The organism is Burkholderia sp. USMB20, assembly GCF_000949135.2.
Lineage (GTDB): Bacteria > Pseudomonadota > Gammaproteobacteria > Burkholderiales > Burkholderiaceae > Burkholderia.
Genome location: NZ_JTAN02000015.1, coordinates 161,621 through 179,687, shown reverse-complemented (window position 1 = coordinate 179,687; position 18,067 = coordinate 161,621). Strand labels below are relative to the sequence as shown.

The following is an 18,067-nucleotide window of genomic DNA, read 5'->3' as shown; positions in this document are numbered from 1 at the left end:
CCTTGCGATCGAGCAATTGCCTCTCCTGACGTCCTTAAAGTCAGGCGTCAGGTTACGCAATCGCTCTCAAACCCTCCACGGTTTCCTGCGATGAACCAAAAGAAAGCGGTGGCGAAACCGCGTCCCGCATGCCGCACAAGCGGCCCGCGCGACGCGCGCTGCATGCGGCCGTTTCACCGGGGAAATCGCGACACGGTGCGCCACGCGCCGCGCGCCGTGCCCGGCCCTGTCCGGCACGGCGGGCCAGCCGTCGCCGACGGCGATCCGGCGATCGTCCAACCGTTCGGCCGACCGGCCGCACCGTCACGGCAACGCGACCGTACGGCACGCTAGCGGCGTCCGCCGGCCGCCCCGTCCCGATGCATTAAAATGACGCCCTGACGATTTCACTGCGCGAACCCTCCCGATGGCCTCCAATCTCCACGACCTGCCCGACAGCCCCTGCATCGGCGTGTGCTCGACCCTCTTCGACGAAGTCTGCAAGGGCTGCGGCCGCACGGCCGGCGAAGTGTCGAACTGGGTGTTCCTGAGCGACGACGAGAAGCGGGCGGTGTGGGAGCGCATTACGCGCGAAGGCACCGCGATGCGCTTCCAGTACGACAAGCTGTAAACCGGCCGCACAAAAAAAGAGCGGCATGCCGACTGCCATGCCGCCAACCCCAACTCTGTTCTTGTCCGCGAACCGTTAGAACTTCATCCCGACGCCCACGCCGACGATCAGCGGATCGATGTGCAGCGTGCCGATGCCCTTGTCGCCGAGCGTCGCATCGGTGCTCATCCAGATCTTCTTCACGTCGACGTTCATGAACACCTTCTTCGTCAACTGCACGTCGACGCCGAACTGCAGCGCCGGACCGAAGCTGCTCTTGTTGATCGACACGCCTTCCCCGCCGACGTTGAGCCCGTTGTTGTAGAAGTACGTGTAGTTCAGGCCCGCGCCGACGTACGGACGCACCTTGCCGGCATGGTTGAAGTGGTACTGCAGCAGCAGCGTCGGCGGCAGCACGCCCACGCCGCCGAGATTGCCGAGGCTCGACGTCATCTGGTGCCGCGACGTGCCGAGGATCAGCTCCACGCCGAGGTAGTCGCGGATCATGTAGGTGAAGTCGAGCTCCGGCACGATCGCGTTGTTCACGCCGGTATTGATCGCGCCGAGCGTGTCGCTCGCGCGCTCGTTCGGCTGGATGCTGATCGCGCGCAGGCGGACCAGTACGTCACCCTGGTTGATCCCGTCGCCCGGCGACGCCGCGTGCGACAGCGTGGGCATCGTGACCAGACTCGCCGCGACGGCGGCAGCGGTGACACATGTTCGAATCGTTTTATGCATGGTAAAGACCCCTGAAGAATGCATTCCATTTTCCTCGTAGGGTCTTTTCGTCGTTTTGATATCCGTCAAGCCAGCGTAAACCTCGGACGGTTTGTCGCAGTCGCCGCGGCACGGCCCGTCAGCAGCAGGTCGAGCAGATCGCGCACGCTGCGGATCGCGTTGCCGAACGGCAGCGCTTCGCGGCCGCGGAAGAACAGGCCGTTCGCGACGTCGCCTCGCAACGCGGCCGCGAGCCGCGTGTCGATGCAGAAATGGCCGAACTTTTCGATGCCGTCGCGCAGCCCGCAGACGCTCAGGCACTCGAGCGCGGTCGGGCAGCGCTGCCTGAACGCGCCGAGCTTGTCGCGAATGCGCGTTTCGTTGCGCAGGTAACGATCGAGCCACGGTGTCTTCACCGCGCGCGCCGGCAGCCCCGTCACGCTGACGAATTCGACGATGTCGTCGGGCAGCGCGTCGGCCAGTACGCGCTTGAAGTTCGGATGCGCGTCACCTTCCTCCGTCACCGCGAACGGCGTTCCGACCTGCACGCCGTTCGCGCCGGCCGCGAGCGCCGCACGCACCGAGTCGTGACTGTTGATCCCGCCCGCGACGATCAGCGGGATCGTGTCGCGCGCCAGGCCGAGCGACGCCATCACCTGCGCGGCCTCGTCGAGCACGCGCGCGAAATCGAAGCGCGCATCGTGCATGTCGTCGATCTGCGTGACCCCGAGGTGGCCGCCCGCATGCGCGGGATGCTCGATCACGATTGCATCCGGCAAGCGCCCCTTCTTCATCCACTTCTTCAGCACCAGCGCGATCCCGCGGCTATCCGACAGGATCGGGATCAGCGCGATGTCGCGTCCCTGCGTGAGATCGGGCAGATCGAGCGGCAGGCCCGCGCCCATCACGATCGCGTCCGCGCCTTCGTCGCACGCGACGCGCACGTAGTCCGCATGCGCGCGCACCGCCTTCATCACGTTGACCGCGATCATCCCGCGGCCTTCGCCGTAGGTCTTCGCGAGGCGAATCTCGCGCGCGAGCGCGTCGAGGTTCGCGGCCTCGAGCGTCGCGCGGTCGGGATTCGCGCGACAGCGCGCGAGCAGGTCCGCGTGGTGGTGACGCAGGTCGATGCTCGCGATCGTGCCGAGCGCGCCTTCGCGCGCGACGCTGCCCGCGAGGCGGTGCGCGGAGATGCCGACGCCCATGCCGCCCTGCACCACGGGCAGCAACGCGCGGCCGCGAATCGTGAGCGGCGGGAAGGAAGTGCGTGCGGTCATCTGAACCTCGTCGAAACATCGGAAATCGGAAACGCGATGATCGACGATCCACCGACGCGCATCTTGACGGCCGTCAATAAAAAAACGGCACGCGAGCGTGCCGTTTCGGGTCAGGCGCGGTGAGACGCTCAGGCCGGATTCGCCGGCTTGAGCTGCATCGACTTGTATTCGAGATACTCTTCGAGCCCGTACACACCGTTCTCGCGGCCGTGCCCCGACTGCTTGTAGCCGCCGAACGGCGCGGCGCTGTTCCACGTGCCGCCGTTGATGTCGACCTGCCCCGTGCGGATGCGGCGCGCGACGCGCATCGCGCGTTCGTCGCTGCCCGCCCACACCGCGCCGCCGAGCCCATAAGGCGAATCGTTCGCGATGCGCACGGCTTCGTCTTCGTCGCGATACGCGATGATCGACAGCACCGGCCCGAAGATTTCTTCCTGCGCGATCGTCGATTTCGGATCGACGCGGCCGAACACCGTCGGCTTCACGAAGAAGCCCTTCGCGAGCCCTTCCGGCAGGCCCGTGCCGCCCGTCACGAGTTCCGCGCCGTCGTCGATCCCGCGCTGGATGTAGGCCTGCACGCGCTGCTGCTGCGCGGCCGATGCGAGTGCGCCGAGGCGCGTCGTTTCCTGGCGCGGGTCGCCCGCGACATACGCTTCGGCCGCCGCCTTCGCGAGCGCGCGCGCCTCGTCGTAGCGCGCTTCCGGCACCAGCATCCGCGTGTGCGCCGAACAGGTCTGGCCCGCGTTCAGGTAGCACGCGTTGACCGTGCCCTTCACCGCCGTCGCGAAATCGGCATCGTCGAGAATCACCGACGCCGACTTGCCGCCCAGTTCGAGCGCGACGCGCTTCACGCCCGCGGCCGCGAGTTCGGCCACGCGCTTGCCGGCGCGCGTCGAACCCGTGAACGACACCATGTCGACGTCCGGATCGGTCGCCAGCACCTCGCCGACGACCGGGCCGTAACCGCATACGAGGTTGAACACGCCCGGCGGCAGGCCCGCTTCGTGAATCGCCTCCGCGAGCATGAACGCGTTGAGCGGCGCGACTTCGGATGGCTTCAGGACGACCGTGCAGCCGGCCGCGAGCGCCGGCGCGACCTTCAGCGTGACCTGGTTGAGCGGGTAGTTCCACGGCGTGATCGCCGCGACGACGCCGACCGGCTCGCGCACCACCAGCGAGTTGCCGACCGTCGCCTCGAATTCGAACGATTCGGCGAGTTTCGCGTACGCCTTCCAGTTGTAGATCGGGCCGCCGACCTGGATCGCACGCGACAGCTTGATCGGCATCCCGACTTCGCCGGTGATCGACTGCGCGAGTTCCTCGCTGCGCGCCTGCAGACGCTCGACGATCTTGCGCAGGTAGCCCGCGCGCGTCGCGGCCGGCGTCGCGGCCCACGCGTCGAACGCCGCGCGCGCCGCGCGGATCGCGTCCTGCGCGTCCGAGGCCGTGCCCTCCGGAATCCGGCCGATCACGGCCTCGGTGCCCGAGTCGATCACGTCGATCGTGCCCGTTCCGGCCGGCTTGCGCCATGCACCGTCGATGTAGAACTGGTTGTAGATTTTCATCGCTTCCTGTCTCCCGGAAAACGGCCATTCTAACGAGTGTGGCGCCGCCCGGCGATGACGCCGGACCAGACCGCGAGCGCCGCCGAACGGTCCGCACGGGCGCCGGCGAGCGGGTGCCGGATACCGGACGCCCGCGGCTGCGGCATCCGCGCCACGCCGGCATGCCACGAGGCCGCACGACGTGGCCCGCATCGTGCTATGTTTTTAGTATCGGCGCCGGCCGCTGCAGGCCGCGCCACCCGGAATCGATGCCTTCGTGAGCGCTGCCATGACCGACGCATCCCATATCCTCGGCTCGCAAGATCGCCTGGAGCTGCTGTGCTGGCTCACCTGCGGCAATCTCGGCGCGTTTTACCTGAACGAAACCTGGCCGGACGCATCGTTCCAGGTGCAGGCCGCGCACCGCTGGCTCGACCGCCATCACCGGCAGGCCGACTGGCTCGCGATCGCGAAGCTGGCCGCGCTGGCGCAGGACATCGCCAAGCGGCACGCCGACTTCGTCGACGCGTCGTGGGCGCGCGACGCGGTCGAGGAAATCGTCGATACCGACGATCTCGATTACCGGGCGAAACTCGTGCAATGGGTGTACGAAGACTGCTGCAAGGCGCTTGCCGACAAGCGGCTCGCGGATTGACGCGGCGGCACCGGGCGGCGGACGGTGCGCGAGGTGATGCGCCTGTTGCGGTCGCGGCGGCTGCCGGCCGGAAACGGCGCCGGCGCGTCGAATCGTCATCGAAGGTGCCGCACTCGACCTGACATTTTCCCTTCAATGGCCCGTCGTGCCGATCCGGTAACGGCGAACATCTGCCCGGATACGAAAAAGCCCGCCAGGCTTGCGCCTGGCGGGCTTCCAGTACATCAGGTGGGGCATGGCCGCCCGGGCAATTACTCCTGCCCCTGACTCGTCAGGAACTCCTCGTAATTCCCGCCGAAGTCGAACAGCGTGCCGTCCGTGCGCACTTCGATGATCCGGTTCGCCAGCCCGCTCACGAATTCGCGGTCGTGCGACAGCCAGACCCAATCTGATTTCCGCAATTTTCTGGAGATCAGAATGGCATCTATCGTTCAACGTGGGTACAAATGGCAGGCCAAAATACGGGTCCAAGGCCAGCCGATCCGCTCCCAAACTTTCGATACGAGGGAGGCTGCGGAGCAGTGGGCGGCCGAACAAGAGGCAATCAAGCCAGCTCCCAAGCAGCCCCGTAAGGTCCGCGAGAAGCCTCCCCTACGCTCACTGTGGGAGACCTCTTTGCGCGGTACATCAAGGCACCTTTGCCGGCCGCCGGAATGTCGAATGGGAGCGAGGGATATGCCGCCGCTTCATCCGCAACGAAGAAGCTATGCGCCGTCCCAGCCGCGAAGCCGGACAAGCCGCATTTGGTCGAATGGCGGGATCATCGTATCGGAGAGGTTGTGCCCAGAACAGTGATCCGGGAGCTAGATGCCATATCCGCCGTGTACCGTCTCGCTATAGATGAGTGGGCCGTGGGTCTGCAGTCCTAGTGTTTTCGATGGTCTCGTCCATGGTCTCACCCCAGGAGTGAACGCTCCGGACATCGGGAACAGTCACGCCGTAGACAGTGCCATCGTCCTTATGGGTTGCTATAGGAAATATGCGCGAATAAGCTGCCCCTTAGAAATAAGGGGCAGCCACCGGCTCATCACGCACAGGGCGTGACTAATCAAGAGCCTAGCGCTCCGTCGCGTCAACAATATCTGTTGACCGGTAATCCTAAAGTGCTAGACTGAGTTTATCCTACAAACACATATGTAGGATACAAAGACCTCTACGGATGACCGTGCATCAACGCCATCAATGCGTAGGTTGCCGCGAGAACCCAGTAAAGGGTTGCAGGATCAGGTTTCATTTGATTGCCTGTTTGCGTGTAGGGCGGGCTACTTCGGTTTCCAGGCCACAGGTAGCTCGCCCTCTTGTTTTACAAGGCCGGCTGACCTTGCAGACACAATCCTAACGCACCTTTTCCCCGCGTCCAACACAGTCTTTTTGCAGTGAGTGATACCAGTACTGTGCAACAAGTTGGCTTGTTAAAAACTCCTTAGCAACTTGTCAGCACGGTGTTATCACTACCTTTCACACATCTTCATTCTTATACACAGATATACATCTCGGAATACCAATTCCGGAAGAATCTCTCAGCGGAAAGTCAATAAATTAATTTTCTTCGGCGTGGCTCTCCCGCAACGGTCTGGGTGAGTTCGTAGTAATCCGCTTCAAGTTCCGAACCAGTCGAGCCCCGCGCCTCGATGGTGCCGCACCGCGCCGTTACCAGCGACGCACGATCGAGTAGGCTACTGCTGGCAGAACAACAGGTCTCGTCCAATTACTATCAGTGAGACAGTTGCGAGAAACGGGAAGCGGCATGTGCACTAATTTCAAGGCACCGGGCGCGGATTCAGGTATCAGTGAGCTAAAGGTAGGCATCGGCGACCTGTTCCACCGTGCTCCTTGGGACTTGGACGTGTACCGGGACTACAGCGCTCGATCGGCTACGCAGCCGGAGACCGTCTGGAAGTAGTCAAGGCGGTGTTTGGCTTCTGGCCGAAGTTTATGCAGCCAGAGCGTGTGGACGAGAACGGGAGGAAAATCGCAAGCCGGACACTGTAAACGCTCGTACGGAGACGGTCGGAGAGTCCCGGCTGTACAGCAAGGCTTGGCGAGAAGGGCAACGATGCTTGATCCCGGCTCAGTGGATATACGAACCGAGTTGCGAACCTAGCAAGAACCGTGTGGCAGAGGATCGGCCTTGAGGACTGGCGGCCGTACTGCGTGGCGGGCATCTGGAGGCGCTATGAGGATCAGGACGGCCGGTCGCGGATTGGTATGTCCATGCTGACCGTCAACGCAGACGGGCATCCAGTTATGCCCCGCATGCACAAGCCGAACGACGAGAAGCGTTCCGTCGTGATCTTGCGGCCGGAGGACTACGACGAGTGGCTGCACACGAAGAACGTTGAGGCGGCCCGGACGATGCTCCGGCTTTATCCCGCCGAGGATATGGCCACTGAATCAGCAAGCTCTCGAGAGCTTGCGATGGTAGTATTTGCGTCACGACTAAAACCGCGGGGACGAGGCCAATATATGTTTGAACAGTTACCACCAATAAATTCGGAGCTGGTGATCGGTTTTACAGGTATTTTCTCGCGTTATGAATATGCGTTGAAGAATTCCGGTTTCGCTAAAGGAAACGAAAATAAGGTAGACCCGGACTGGGACGAATTTTCCCGAAGTATCGCGGACGAATTTGACAAGGTAGACGATGCCGGATTTCGCGAGGCTGTCAACTATCTCGTGACATATCCGCCCCGCAAGCAAGTGTTTATCGATCAAAGGGTTGTCTGGAAAGAATCCCCGCCTGATGGTGCGCTTCGCGCCTCGGCCCAAGCCCTCCTAATGGTACGGAGAGTGAGAAATAACCTTTTCCACGGGGGCAAATATTGGATACCGGACGATGAACGCAGGGATCGCAATGAAAAACTGGTGAAAGCCGCCCTCGCGGTTCTGCTCGCATGCCTGCCTTTGCATCCTCGCCTACGCAGAACGTTCGGCCCTCTCTTCGAAGATGCAGAGCGTCTGTCCCGGCTGGCAGCGTAGGCGCAGGTGACGGCGAAGGTTTTCCTTCGCCGCGCTGATACTACCCGGTTACAGTTGGCGTTGCGGCGAGCAGGTGGCGGAGCTTAGGCTGCTAGAAGCGTACGGGTGATAGGCATTCAAATATGAACGAGGTAAAGCGTGCTAAGAGACCAGTTCCCAGGTTACTACCAACCCACCAAAGATAATTTAGAATCAATTTGGCGAGATGCGACATTTATCGTCGACACCAATGTGCTTTTGAATTTGTATAAGTTTCCCCAGCAGGCGCGCGACGATCTTTTCACTGTTCTGGAAAAACTCGCTGGCCGCTTATGGATACCATTTCATGTCGCTCTCGAGTATCAAAGAAATCGAGTCGGGGTAATTCTAGAAGAAAATGAAAAATTCGACTCCACTGTAAAGCAACTCGAAAAAGCCGAAGCCGAACTTGACCAAGCTGTTGCACGACTGGAGTTAGGGAAGCGAGGACTGGGCATCGACCCTTCCCCCTTGACGACCGCATTAAAAGACGCAATATCAAAGATTCGGGAATCCGTAGACAAAGCCAGAAAAAATCAATTATCTATCAACCATGACGATGCGGTCCGCAACCGCTTAGAGAAAATACTAGGTAGCAACATCGGAGCGCCCCCAGAAAGTCAAGCAGAGCTAGATAAGTCTCTAGATGACGCAGCCGCACGATATGAAAAAAGAATCCCCCCTGGCTTCTTAGACCACGGCAAATCGAAAAATCCAAATGAAGCAAAATACATTCACGACGGCATAGAATACACCGCCGAATACGGCGACTTAATTATATGGCGCCAAATAATTCAGCACGCCAATAACCAAGACATCAAGAACTTAGTCTTTGTAACTGGCGACAGAAAAGAAGATTGGTGGGCGCGCAAACTTGGCCAAACCCTGGGGCCATTACCAGAACTTACACAAGAAATATGCAGGCTATCTAGCGTCAAGATGTTTTGGATGTACACGGTCGATCAATTTCTTGAAATGGCGAGCAAAGCACTCCACACCCCGATTGACAAATCATCAATCAAGGAAGTGAAAGATATCGAGAATTCCACCTTCAAGAGCGATATTATAAACTCCCTATGGAAAAACATAACATTTGACGCCCAGCTTGCATCGGCCCTCGATAGACAAGCAATTTCCCAAACATTAGAACTATTAAATACCATTCATGCCAGAGAAAAGGCGCGCCAAGTGACTATGTACGTCGCCTCTGACGGCGATTTAGCAAAGATGAAAAACAGCATTGATGAATGGGTTGTCCGACAGAAAAGAGTTGACGAATGGATCGAAGTCAATACAAATATTTGGCCCGCCTATCGCTTTAAGAATCAATCCGCAAATAGGGGATTACACATCTCAACCGGGGAATTCCACTCTCACGCGTATGATTTGATCAAATGCAGCAGGGCTGTTGAGTCGAGAGATGTCGACTCTGCAACAATCATCTTTACGGAAATGAAGCCACGCTCAAAGATTCTTGATAGTCGGTTCGGCGACACTCGCGAGATGGAGAAAAATTTTCCGAACGTCAATTGCTTATATGGGTTCTTTGACGACCAGATGAATTTCTCCGTAAAAGGAGTCGACAACTAGCAACATTGCAGACGAGACTCCAACCGTTCCAACCGTGGAATATGCCCGACCTGACCTGCCCCGGTTTTAGTCCGAACTGCAGTTAGAGTCCGAGGCAAAAAACTGCTGCTTCGTGTCGTGCGCCCGGGCGTTCGAGGCGGTGCGTGCTTGCAGGCCTTGAGTTGCCATCGCGAAGATCAATAGAAAAAGGCCCGCATCGACAGACTGTCGATGTGGGCCTTCCGTGTTTCTAGCGAGCACCTACGCGTCCCGCCTAGTGTCCTCTAGAGAGAAGCACCACGCTGTCCCAATGGGACAATTCCGTGGGACAATCCGGGACACATGAAGGGTGGTCTTGGGACAAACCGCCGGTTTTTACTCCTGCCCCTGACTCGTCAGGAACTCCTCGTAATTCCCGCCGAAGTCGAACAGCGTGCCGTCCGTGCGCACTTCGATGATCCGGTTCGCCAGCCCGCTCACGAATTCGCGGTCGTGCGACACGAAGATCAGCGTGCCTTCGAACTGCTCGAGCGCGATCTGCAGCGACTCGATCGACTCCATGTCCATGTGGTTGGTCGGCTCGTCCATCAGCAGCACGTTGTGGCGGCCGAGCATCAGCTTGCCCCAGATCATGCGGCCCTTCTCGCCGCCCGACAGCACCTTCACCGACTTCTTGATGTCGTCCGACGAGAACAGCAGGCGGCCCAGCGTGCCGCGCACCATCGTTTCGTCGTCGCCGTCCTTGCGGTACTGGTCGATCCAGTCCATCAGCGTGATGTCGTTCGGGAACTCCTCGTACGTATCCTGCGGCATGTAGCCGACGTTCGCGTTCTCCGACCACTTCACCGTGCCGTGATCGAGCTGCAGCGCGCCGAGCAGCGAACGCAGCAGCGTCGTCTTGCCCGCGCCGTTCTCGCCGATGATCGCGATGCGCTCGCCCGGCTGCACCGACAGGTTGAAGTTCTGGAAGATCGTGCGCTCGTACTTCTTCGTGATGTCTTCGGCGACCACCGCGACGTTGTGCAGCTTCTTCTCGAACTCGAAGCGGATGAACGGGTTCTGACGCGACGACGGCTTGAATTCCTCGATCTTGATCTTGTCGATCTGCTTCGCGCGGCTCGTTGCCTGGCGGGCCTTCGACTTGTTCGCCGAGAAGCGGCGCACGAAGTCCTGCAGCTCGGCCACGCGTTCCTTCGCGCGCGCGTTCGCCGCGGCCTGGCGCTCGCGCGCCTGTGCCGATGCGAGCATGTAGTCGTCGTAGTTGCCCGGCCAGACCTTCAGCGTGCCGTAGTCCATGTCGGCCATGTGCGTGCACACCGAGTTCAGGAAGTGACGATCGTGCGAGATGATGATCATCGTCGAGTTGTACTCGTTGAGCGTGTGCTCGAGCCAACGGATCGAGTTGATGTCCAGGTTGTTGGTCGGTTCGTCGAGCAGCAGCACGTCCGGCTTCGAGAACAGCGCCTGCGCGAGCAGCACGCGCAGCTTCCAGCCCGGCGCGACGTCGGCCATCGTGCCGTTGTGGAACTTCTCCTCGATGCCGATGCCGAGCAGCAGCGCGCCCGCGCGCGCCTCGGCGTCGTAGCCGCCGTATTCGGCGAACTTGCCTTCGAGCTCGGCCGCGTGCATGTAGTCGTCGTCGGTAGCTTCCGGGTTCGCGTAGATCGCGTCGCGCTCGGTCATCGCGGCCCACATTTCGGTGTGGCCCATCATCACGACGTCGAGCACGCGCACGTCTTCGTACGCGAACTGGTCCTGGCGCAGCTTGCCCAGGCGCACGTTCGGCTCCAGCGCGACGTTGCCGGCGCTCGGCTCGAGGTCGCCGCCCAGGATCTTCATGAAGGTCGACTTGCCGCAGCCGTTCGCGCCGATCAGACCATAGCGGTTGCCCTCGCCGAATTTGACCGAGATATTCTCGAACAAGGGCTTCGGCCCGAATTGCATCGTGATGTTGGCAGTAGAAAGCACGGCAGGTCCCGTAAGAGAGAAATCGACGGAAAACCGTGTATTTTAGCAGGTGTCGGAGAAACTGCCGACCGCACTGTTCCGGCCCCGCCAGCCGGGCCGCCGCGCGCGGCGCCGGCGCCTCCCTTCGGGGCCCCTACTTGCCTTCCTTCGCCGCGCGCTTCTGCGCCGCCTTCTCCTTCATTTGCCCGAACAGCTCCGCGCACGGCACGTCGCGGTTGTTGCTCGGCGCGATCAGCGGAACCAGCGCCGCGAACGGGTTGATCAGGCCGAGCCCGACCATCGCGCCGGCGCGCAGCGCGAGCGCGCCCGCGTCGACGCCGACCTTCGGGTTCTTGAACGTGCCCTTCGCATACAGCGGCGAGCGCAGCGAGAAGACCCGGAAACCCTTCGTGTGCGGATGGATCTTCAGGTCGATCGATTCGTCGCGCAAGTTGACCGGGCCGTCGACGTTGATCAGCGCATCGTCCGTATCGAGCGCGAAAACCCTCGGGTCGAGCATCCCGTCGGTCGCGACGAAGTCGATCGCCGCGCAGTTGATGTTCACGTCGCGGGTGCCGAACAGCTTCTCGTAGACGACGTTCGCGACGTTCAGCCCTGCCGCCTCCATCAGCAGCAGGCTGATGCGGCCATCCGTGATGAGCGCCTTCACTTCGCCGGTCGAGGTACCCGCGAGCGCGGCCGGCGAGTTGCCGGTCGCCGACAGCGACGCGTCGCCGTTGATCTCGCCGAGCGCGGTCTGCATCACCTTCTGCGTCGGGAACAGCTGCTTGAGCCTCAGGTGACGCGCGGACAGCGTGAAGCGGCCCTTGAGCGGCGTGCGGCTGCCGTCCAGGTGCGCGGTGGTCGCGAGCGTGCCGCCCGCGACGCCGAACTTCAGCGGCTCGAGCGTCAGCACGCCGTCCTGCAGCAGAACGTGCGTGTACAGGTCGGTAATCGGCAGTTGCGGGCTCTTGATCAGCTTGCGGCCGGTGAACTTCACGTCCGCGTCGATCGCGCTCCAGCGCTCGGTGCGGAACCTCGAAACCGGCAGCACGCGGTCCGGCGGCTGGCGCGTCGTGTCGCCGCGCTTGGCCTTGCTCGCGGCCGTGTCGGCGCCGATCACCGGCGCGAGGTCGGAGAACTGCAGCAGTTTCGACTCGAGCTCGCCCGACAGCTTCGGCCGCGGCTCGCGCTGCGCCCAGGTGAGCGTGCCGCGCAGATCGCTGCCGCCCACGCGGCCGTTGAAGTCCTCGTAGCGGAACGTGCTGGCGCCCTGCTTGATGTTGCCGATCAGCCGCCCTTCGGTCGCATACGGCGGCGTGTCGGGCAGCGTGATGCCGGTAATCTGGTAGAGGTGCGACATCGACGTGCCCTGCAGCCATAACCGCAGGTCGAGCGCCGCGAGATGCATCGGGTCGGTCAGCGTGCCGACGATCGCGAGCCGCGTGTCGCCGGCCTTCACGTCGGCCTGCAGCGGGAACGGCTGCGTCGACTTCTCGATCGCCAGCACGCCGCCCACCTTGCCGGTGCCGCTGATCGGCACGTTCTTGTAGCGGCCGTCGACCTTGAGCCCGAACGCATAGGTCGGGCCGGACGGCTTCGCGGGCGCGGCGGCCGCCGACGCACCGGATGCACCTGACGCACCGCTCGCGCCCGATGCCGGCGCGGCCGTCGATGCAGAGGAAACCGAAGTAGCCGGAGCGGCGCCGGACACTCCCGACGCCGCAACGGCAGACGCCCCGCTCGCCGCCTGCGGCGCCGACGCACCCGATGCGGCTTCTGCATTCGCCTTCGCGCTCAATTGCGCGGCGCCGTGCTTGCCGACGCGCTGGGCCGATGCCGCACGCGACCTCTGTTCCTGTTCCTTCAGCACGTCGCCGAGCGGAATCGGCTGGCCGAGCGTATCGATCGCGACCGTGAGATCGGCCTTCGTGATCGCATCGCGATACGTGACGATGCCCTTCGCGAACCCGAAGCTGTCGAGCCGCACCTTCCACGGCGACGGCTGCGCGGATTGCTTGAACTGGAAGGTCCACGTATTGCGGCCGTCGGCGAGCCGCTCGAGGTCGACTGCGGGATTGACGACATCGATCGACGGAATGACGATTTCGTGCGCGAGGAGCGGCAGGATGGCGAGATCGAAATGCGCGGCATCGACCGTGACGAACCTGGGCCCCTTCGCCCAGTCCGGATTGCCGATCTCGAGTTGCGTGGCCGAGAAGCTCGGCCAGGGTACCCATGCGCGCCAGCCGGTCTCGCCGTCCGGGCGACGCCAGCCGACCTTGAGATCGCCGTTGATCGCAAACGAACGGCCAAGCGCGGTACTCACATGTTCGTTGACCCACGGTTTCGCGCGGTTCCAGTCGAACGTGACGATAAAAATGCCGGCGGCCGCGATGATCAGTGCGACGATGCAGACGATCCATGCAGCCGATTTGCCGATGGCTCGGGCTAGCGTCATGGCGATTCCGTTGTTGTTATGCAGAGTGTGCACGCCATGTCGGGCCACGTGCGTGAATGAACGAAGCACGACACTGGCGGCTTTTCAATCTGTATTATGACGCACGCTCCGACGACGCCTCGGCGCCATTAACGCTTTTTTTCATTTTCGACATGACAGCCCCGACCGGTCTCATCGATGCGCAGCACATCACGCGCCGCGACGCCAGCAGCGGCAAGACTTTGCTGGCGCCGACCGACTTCAGCCTCGCCGCGGGATCGCGAATTGCTATCACCGGACCATCGGGTTCCGGCAAGAGCGTGCTGCTGCGCGCGCTCGCGCTGCTCGATCCGCTCGACGGCGGTCAGATCCTGTGGCGCGGCAAGCGGATCAGGCGCAATGCAATTCCGCGCTACCGGCGCAGCGTCGCCTACGTGCGCCAGCGACCCGCGCAGATGGACGGCACCGTCGAGGCGCAATTGCGCTATCCGTACTCGCTCGCGATCTATCGCGACGCGACGTTCGACCGTGCGCGCGCCGAAGCGCTCGCGGCCCGCGCCGGTCGCGGCGCCGATTTTCTCGACAAGCGCGCGAGCGAACTGTCGGGCGGCGAAGCGCAGATCGCCGCGCTGCTGCGCGTGCTGCAACTCGACCCCGACGTGCTGCTGCTCGACGAGCCGACGTCCGCGCTCGACCCCGACTCCACGCGCGCGATCGAAGCGCTCGTCGGCGCCTGGTTCGACGCGGCGGCCGATGCGCGCGCCTATATGTGGATCTCGCACGATCCGGCGCAGGCCGCACGGATCGGCACGATGCGGCTCGTGATGCAGGCCGGCGTGCTGCACGCCGCGAGCACGACGGAGGCGGCACGATGAGCCCGGCACTGCAGGATCTGAGTCTCGTCGACGTCGGCATCGCCGCCGCGCTCGTCGCGGTCAACGGCGCGATCTCCGCGGCGCTGTCGCTCGGCCTCGGGCGCAAGCTCGCGCTCGCCGCCGTGCGCACCGTGGTGCAGCTGCTCGCGATCGGCTACGTGCTCGGCTGGGTGTTCGGCCATCCGCACTGGACCGTCGTGCTGCCGCTGACCGCGTTGATGACGCTGATCGCGGGCTTCGCGGGCGCCGGCCGCGGCAAGCGCACGTATCGCGGACAGCGCGTCGACAGCATCGCGTCCATCTGGTTCAGCAGTTGGGTCGTCGCGGCGATCGGGCTGTTCGCCGTGATCCGCATTCATCCGTGGTACACGCCGCAGTATGCGATCCCGATCCTCGGGATGATCCTCGGCAATACGCTCACGGGCGTGTCGCTCGGCGTCGAACGGATGATGGAGGAACTGACGGCACGGCGCGACCGCGTCGAGACCGCGCTCGCGCTCGGCGCGACGCGCTGGGAAGCCGCGCAGGACGCCGCGCGCCAGGCCGTGCGTGCGGGCATGCTGCCGACGCTCAACCAGATGGCCGTCGTCGGTGTCGTGAGCCTGCCGGGGATGATGACCGGCCAGGTGCTGGCCGGCCAGTCGCCGCTGCAGGCCGTGCGCTACCAGATCGTGATCATGTTCCTGATCGCCGCGGCGTCCGCGCTCGGCACGGTCGGCGCGGTGCTGATGACGTATCGCCGGCTGTTCTCCGCCGATCACCGCTTTCTCGCATCGCGGCTCGAGGAACGCGCGCATTGACGCGCGGCGCCGCGACCCGCGCGGCATTGGCGCGGCGTGCTGTCAGCGGGCGCTGCGGCGTTTGCCGAGGGCCTGGCGCAACGCGGCCTTGACGTCGGCATCGGGCGCCAGCCCGTCGACCGACGCGACGAGCCGCACCGCGCGCGGTGTCGTCACATAGGCCTGCGCGCCGACATAACCGCCGCTGCCGGCCGAGCGCGTCGTGACGACGAGCGCCTGCGGCGCACGCGCACCGAGGTCGGCCGTGAAGGCGTCGGCGACGGTGCCGTCACGCGCATGCAGCACGCCGGTTATGTAGTCGTCCCTATCGAAGCCGGGCGCGGCATGCGCAGTCGAATACACGCGCACCGCATAGCTGCCGGTCGAGCACGGTTCGAGTGCGCCGCTCGACACGACGGCGACCTGCTGTCGCGACGGCAACTCGACTTTCTTCGCGAAGCTGCAATCGTCGGCCGCCTGCGCATGGGTGGCGACGAACGCAGCGGCCGACAGCAGCGCGCGCATGCAATGTTTCATCGGGATGTCGTTCGGGGAGAGGGAGAAGCCCACGAGGATAGCGCGACATCCGCATCACGTCACGCGCGCCGGGGGGCGAATGGCCGCGCTGTCGGTGCGCGCCGGACACGACGCACATCAAACCTCAAACAACGGAAATACGCGAAGCCGCGCGCCACGAAACCGTCACGCGCGGCCCTGCCCGGATCACCGGATACGCATCGCGGTTGGTTGCGCACGCACCGGACGTCTCGCCGGCCCGCGCGCACCGCTCAGCGCTTGATCGACACCGTCACCTTCGTGCCGTCGCTCATCGAGACGGACTTCGAGCCGCCATTGGTCGAAATCGACACCCACTTGACCTGGCTCACCGACACGACATCCGGGCACTGCAGCGACTTGCCGCCCGCGCTCACGTTGTGCGTGCCTTTCGGCGCGGCCGCCTGGAAGCTCATCTGCACGTTCGCGATCCCCTTCGCGTCGACCGATGGCGCGAGCCGCACCTGGGTCTGGCGCACCATCGCGCCGTTCGCGTCGCGCGGCAGGTTGTCGGCGTTCGGGCAACCGTCCGGCATCGCGACCGCGCCACCCGGCGGCACCGACTTCCAGTTGAAGTCGTCCGTTTCGCCCGAGCGGATCTTGCGGGTCTCCTGCGTATTGCCGAAGGTCTTCGAATCGACCTTGACGGTGTATTCGAGCTGCCCTGTCCCGCCGCCCTTCAGGCTGCCCTTGACCGGCGGCGCCGCGAATACGCTCGCGCTGACGCACGCCGCCGCGAACACGGCTGACCACGATGCGGCGACTGACAAGCTGCGTTGGCTCATGCTGACCTCCTTGTAATGCGGCGGCACGCGCGTGCCGCGCGGTTTTCGATGCATGATGCGTTGCCAGTCTACCGCCAAGCGGCATGCAATGCGCCGCAAACGCATCGGGTGTTACCCCGCTTGCGTTCGCGACGCGGCATCCCGTACGCGCGACGCCGGCGCTCGGGAACACGCCGGGCAGACCCAGGTTTTCCGCCCCGAAGGAAGTCCCCTTGGGGGATGCCCATCGGCGCCTGGCGCGAAGCGACGCGTCTGCGGCACTCAGAAGCCGCTCAGCACCAGCTTGCCGATCGCGCGCCCGGCTTCGAGCAGCTGATGCGCGCGCCGCACGTTGGCGGCGTTGATCGTGCCGAGCTGTTCGCCGAGCGTCGTGCGCAGCGTGCCGCCGTCGACGAGCCGCGCCACCTCGCTCAGGATCTTGTGCTGCTCGATCATGTCCGGCGTCTCGAACATCGCACGCGTGAACATGAATTCCCAGTGAAACGCGGCGCTCTTCGCCTTCAGTTGCTCGACCGGAATCGGCTTCTCGTTCTCGACGATCGTGCAAATGCCGCCCTGCGGGCGGATTACTTCCGCCGCGGCAGGGAAATGACGGTCCGTGTCGTTGAAGATCAGCACGTAGTCGACGCTCGCGTGGCCGATTTCACGCAATTGCGCGGGCAGGTCGCCGAAATGATCGACCACGTCGTCCGCGCCGAGCGAGCGCACCCATTCGGCCGACGCCGGCCGCGACGCGGTCGCGATCACGCGCAGCCCGGCGAGCGTCTTCGCGAGCTGGATCGCGATCGAACCCACCCCGCCCGCGCCGCCGATGATCAGCACCGACTTGCCCGCGTCGGCGCCCTGCGGCGACACGCGCAGCCGGTCGAACAGCGCCTCCCAGGCGGTCAGCGCGGTGAGCGGCAATGCGGCGGATGCCGCGAAATCGAGCGAGCGCGGCTTGAGCGCGGCGATCCGCTCGTCGACCGCGTGGAATTCGCTGTTCGCGCCGGGCCGCGTGATGCTGCCCGCGTAGAACACCTCGTCGCCCGGCCGGAACAGCGTGACCTCGGCACCGACCGCGACGACCGTGCCGGCCGCATCCCAGCCGAGCACGCGCGGCGTCTCCTCGACCTGCGGTTTCGGCGCGCGCACCTTGGTGTCGACCGGGTTCACGGAGATCGCCTCGACCTTCACGAGCAGGTCGCGCGGGCCCGGCACCGGTTGCGGCAGTTCCACGTCGACGAGCGCCTGCGGATCGTCGATCGGCAGGTAACGGGTCAGTCCAACAGCTTTCATCACGAAACTCCTTCAGGGAAATCGGGCGGGCCGCAGCGCAGCCCCATGCATGCCATCGTA

Annotated in this window: 15 protein-coding genes and 1 pseudogene; 6 read left to right on the top strand and 10 right to left on the bottom strand. The window is 63.5% G+C overall.

Annotated features, from left to right (window positions below; translation table 11 throughout):
• Positions 1-406 precede the first annotated feature (406 nt).
• Positions 407-610 (top strand): DUF1289 domain-containing protein, encoded by a 204-nt coding sequence (locus PL79_RS20050; protein WP_027784516.1) that lies wholly within the window; start codon positions 407-409, stop codon positions 608-610.
• A 75-nt stretch (positions 611-685) separates the two neighbouring features.
• On the opposite strand, the gene PL79_RS20045 is transcribed toward PL79_RS20050, so the two are convergent.
• The 3 genes from PL79_RS20045 to PL79_RS20035 form a co-directional block, all read right to left on the bottom strand.
• Entirely contained in the window at positions 686-1,327 is a 642-nt protein-coding gene (locus PL79_RS20045; protein WP_044848916.1) for an OmpW/AlkL family protein, read from the bottom strand.
• Positions 1,328-1,392: 65 nt separating this feature from the next.
• Positions 1,393-2,583, bottom strand: coding sequence for an NAD(P)H-dependent flavin oxidoreductase (locus PL79_RS20040; RefSeq protein WP_044848915.1), 1,191 nt, complete (start codon positions 2,581-2,583; stop codon positions 1,393-1,395).
• Positions 2,584-2,711: 128 nt separating this feature from the next.
• A complete protein-coding gene (locus PL79_RS20035; protein WP_044848914.1) occupies positions 2,712-4,148 on the bottom strand; it encodes an aldehyde dehydrogenase family protein in 1,437 nt (478 codons plus the stop codon).
• Between the two features lie 268 nt (positions 4,149-4,416).
• Between PL79_RS20035 and PL79_RS20030 the strand changes: the two genes are divergently transcribed.
• Positions 4,417-4,782: a hypothetical protein gene (locus PL79_RS20030; protein WP_044848913.1), complete on the top strand. Its 366-nt coding sequence runs from the start codon at positions 4,417-4,419 to the stop codon at positions 4,780-4,782.
• Positions 4,783-5,033: 251 nt separating this feature from the next.
• Here PL79_RS20030 and PL79_RS20025 read toward each other — a convergent pair whose 3' ends face one another.
• Both PL79_RS20025 and PL79_RS20015 read right to left on the bottom strand, forming a co-directional pair.
• Positions 5,034-5,183, bottom strand: coding sequence for a hypothetical protein (locus tag PL79_RS20025; RefSeq protein ID WP_442861563.1), 150 nt, complete (start codon positions 5,181-5,183; stop codon positions 5,034-5,036).
• Positions 5,184-5,616: 433 nt separating this feature from the next.
• Positions 5,617-5,718, bottom strand: a complete 102-nt coding sequence (locus PL79_RS20015) for a type II toxin-antitoxin system HicB family antitoxin (protein WP_235879291.1) — start codon at positions 5,716-5,718, stop codon at positions 5,617-5,619.
• A gap of 811 nt (positions 5,719-6,529) precedes the next feature.
• Here PL79_RS20015 and PL79_RS36660 point away from each other — a divergent pair.
• Positions 6,530-7,176, top strand: a pseudogene (locus tag PL79_RS36660) (SOS response-associated peptidase family protein); the annotation flags it as partial.
• A gap of 723 nt (positions 7,177-7,899) precedes the next feature.
• A complete protein-coding gene (locus PL79_RS20005; protein ID WP_135801102.1) occupies positions 7,900-9,369 on the top strand; it encodes a PIN domain-containing protein in 1,470 nt (489 codons plus the stop codon).
• A 354-nt stretch (positions 9,370-9,723) separates the two neighbouring features.
• On the opposite strand, the gene PL79_RS20000 is transcribed toward PL79_RS20005, so the two are convergent.
• Positions 9,724-11,316 (bottom strand): ABC-F family ATPase, encoded by a 1,593-nt coding sequence (locus PL79_RS20000; RefSeq protein WP_044848912.1) that lies wholly within the window; start codon positions 11,314-11,316, stop codon positions 9,724-9,726.
• 133 nt (positions 11,317-11,449) lie between these two features.
• On the bottom strand, positions 11,450-13,756 hold the full coding sequence (locus tag PL79_RS19995) for an AsmA family protein (RefSeq protein ID WP_044848911.1): 2,307 nt from the start codon (positions 13,754-13,756) through the stop codon (positions 11,450-11,452).
• Positions 13,757-13,908: 152 nt separating this feature from the next.
• Between PL79_RS19995 and PL79_RS19990 the strand changes: the two genes are divergently transcribed.
• Both PL79_RS19990 and PL79_RS19985 read left to right on the top strand, forming a co-directional pair.
• On the top strand, positions 13,909-14,610 hold the full coding sequence (locus PL79_RS19990) for an ABC transporter ATP-binding protein (RefSeq protein ID WP_044848910.1): 702 nt from the start codon (positions 13,909-13,911) through the stop codon (positions 14,608-14,610).
• Positions 14,607-15,410 (top strand): ABC transporter permease, encoded by an 804-nt coding sequence (locus PL79_RS19985; protein ID WP_044848909.1) that lies wholly within the window; start codon positions 14,607-14,609, stop codon positions 15,408-15,410. Before PL79_RS19990 ends, PL79_RS19985 begins: the two co-directional genes overlap by 4 nt.
• 42 nt (positions 15,411-15,452) lie before the next feature.
• On the opposite strand, the gene PL79_RS19980 is transcribed toward PL79_RS19985, so the two are convergent.
• The 3 genes from PL79_RS19980 to PL79_RS19970 all read right to left on the bottom strand — a co-directional run bounded on the left by PL79_RS19980 (position 15,453) and on the right by PL79_RS19970 (position 18,007).
• Positions 15,453-15,926, bottom strand: a complete 474-nt coding sequence (locus PL79_RS19980) for a PliI family lysozyme inhibitor of I-type lysozyme (RefSeq protein WP_044848908.1) — start codon at positions 15,924-15,926, stop codon at positions 15,453-15,455.
• Positions 15,927-16,177: 251 nt separating this feature from the next.
• The gene (locus PL79_RS19975) at positions 16,178-16,729 is read right to left on the bottom strand and encodes a DUF6013 family protein (protein WP_044848919.1); all 552 of its coding nucleotides are present in this window, start codon (positions 16,727-16,729) and stop codon (positions 16,178-16,180) included.
• A 261-nt stretch (positions 16,730-16,990) separates the two neighbouring features.
• Entirely contained in the window at positions 16,991-18,007 is a 1,017-nt protein-coding gene (locus tag PL79_RS19970; RefSeq protein WP_044848907.1) for a zinc-binding alcohol dehydrogenase family protein, read from the bottom strand.
• Positions 18,008-18,067: the final 60 nt, after the last annotated feature.

Excerpts from the sequence above, each read along its gene's own strand:
- PL79_RS20050 (WP_027784516.1), top strand. The coding sequence starts at position 407 with ATGGCCTCCAATCTCCACGACCTGCCCGACAGCCCCTGCATCGGCGTG.
- PL79_RS20045 (WP_044848916.1), bottom strand. The coding sequence starts at position 1,327 with ATGCATAAAACGATTCGAACATGTGTCACCGCTGCCGCCGTCGCGGCG.
- PL79_RS20040 (WP_044848915.1), bottom strand. The coding sequence starts at position 2,583 with ATGACCGCACGCACTTCCTTCCCGCCGCTCACGATTCGCGGCCGCGCG.
- PL79_RS20035 (WP_044848914.1), bottom strand. The coding sequence starts at position 4,148 with ATGAAAATCTACAACCAGTTCTACATCGACGGTGCATGGCGCAAGCCG.
- PL79_RS20030 (WP_044848913.1), top strand. The coding sequence starts at position 4,417 with ATGACCGACGCATCCCATATCCTCGGCTCGCAAGATCGCCTGGAGCTG.
- PL79_RS19985 (WP_044848909.1), top strand. The coding sequence starts at position 14,607 with ATGAGCCCGGCACTGCAGGATCTGAGTCTCGTCGACGTCGGCATCGCC.
- PL79_RS19995 (WP_044848911.1), bottom strand. The coding sequence starts at position 13,756 with ATGACGCTAGCCCGAGCCATCGGCAAATCGGCTGCATGGATCGTCTGC.
- PL79_RS19990 (WP_044848910.1), top strand. The coding sequence starts at position 13,909 with ATGACAGCCCCGACCGGTCTCATCGATGCGCAGCACATCACGCGCCGC.
- PL79_RS19970 (WP_044848907.1), bottom strand. The coding sequence starts at position 18,007 with ATGAAAGCTGTTGGACTGACCCGTTACCTGCCGATCGACGATCCGCAG.
- PL79_RS19980 (WP_044848908.1), bottom strand. The coding sequence starts at position 15,926 with ATGAAACATTGCATGCGCGCGCTGCTGTCGGCCGCTGCGTTCGTCGCC.
- PL79_RS19975 (WP_044848919.1), bottom strand. The coding sequence starts at position 16,729 with ATGAGCCAACGCAGCTTGTCAGTCGCCGCATCGTGGTCAGCCGTGTTC.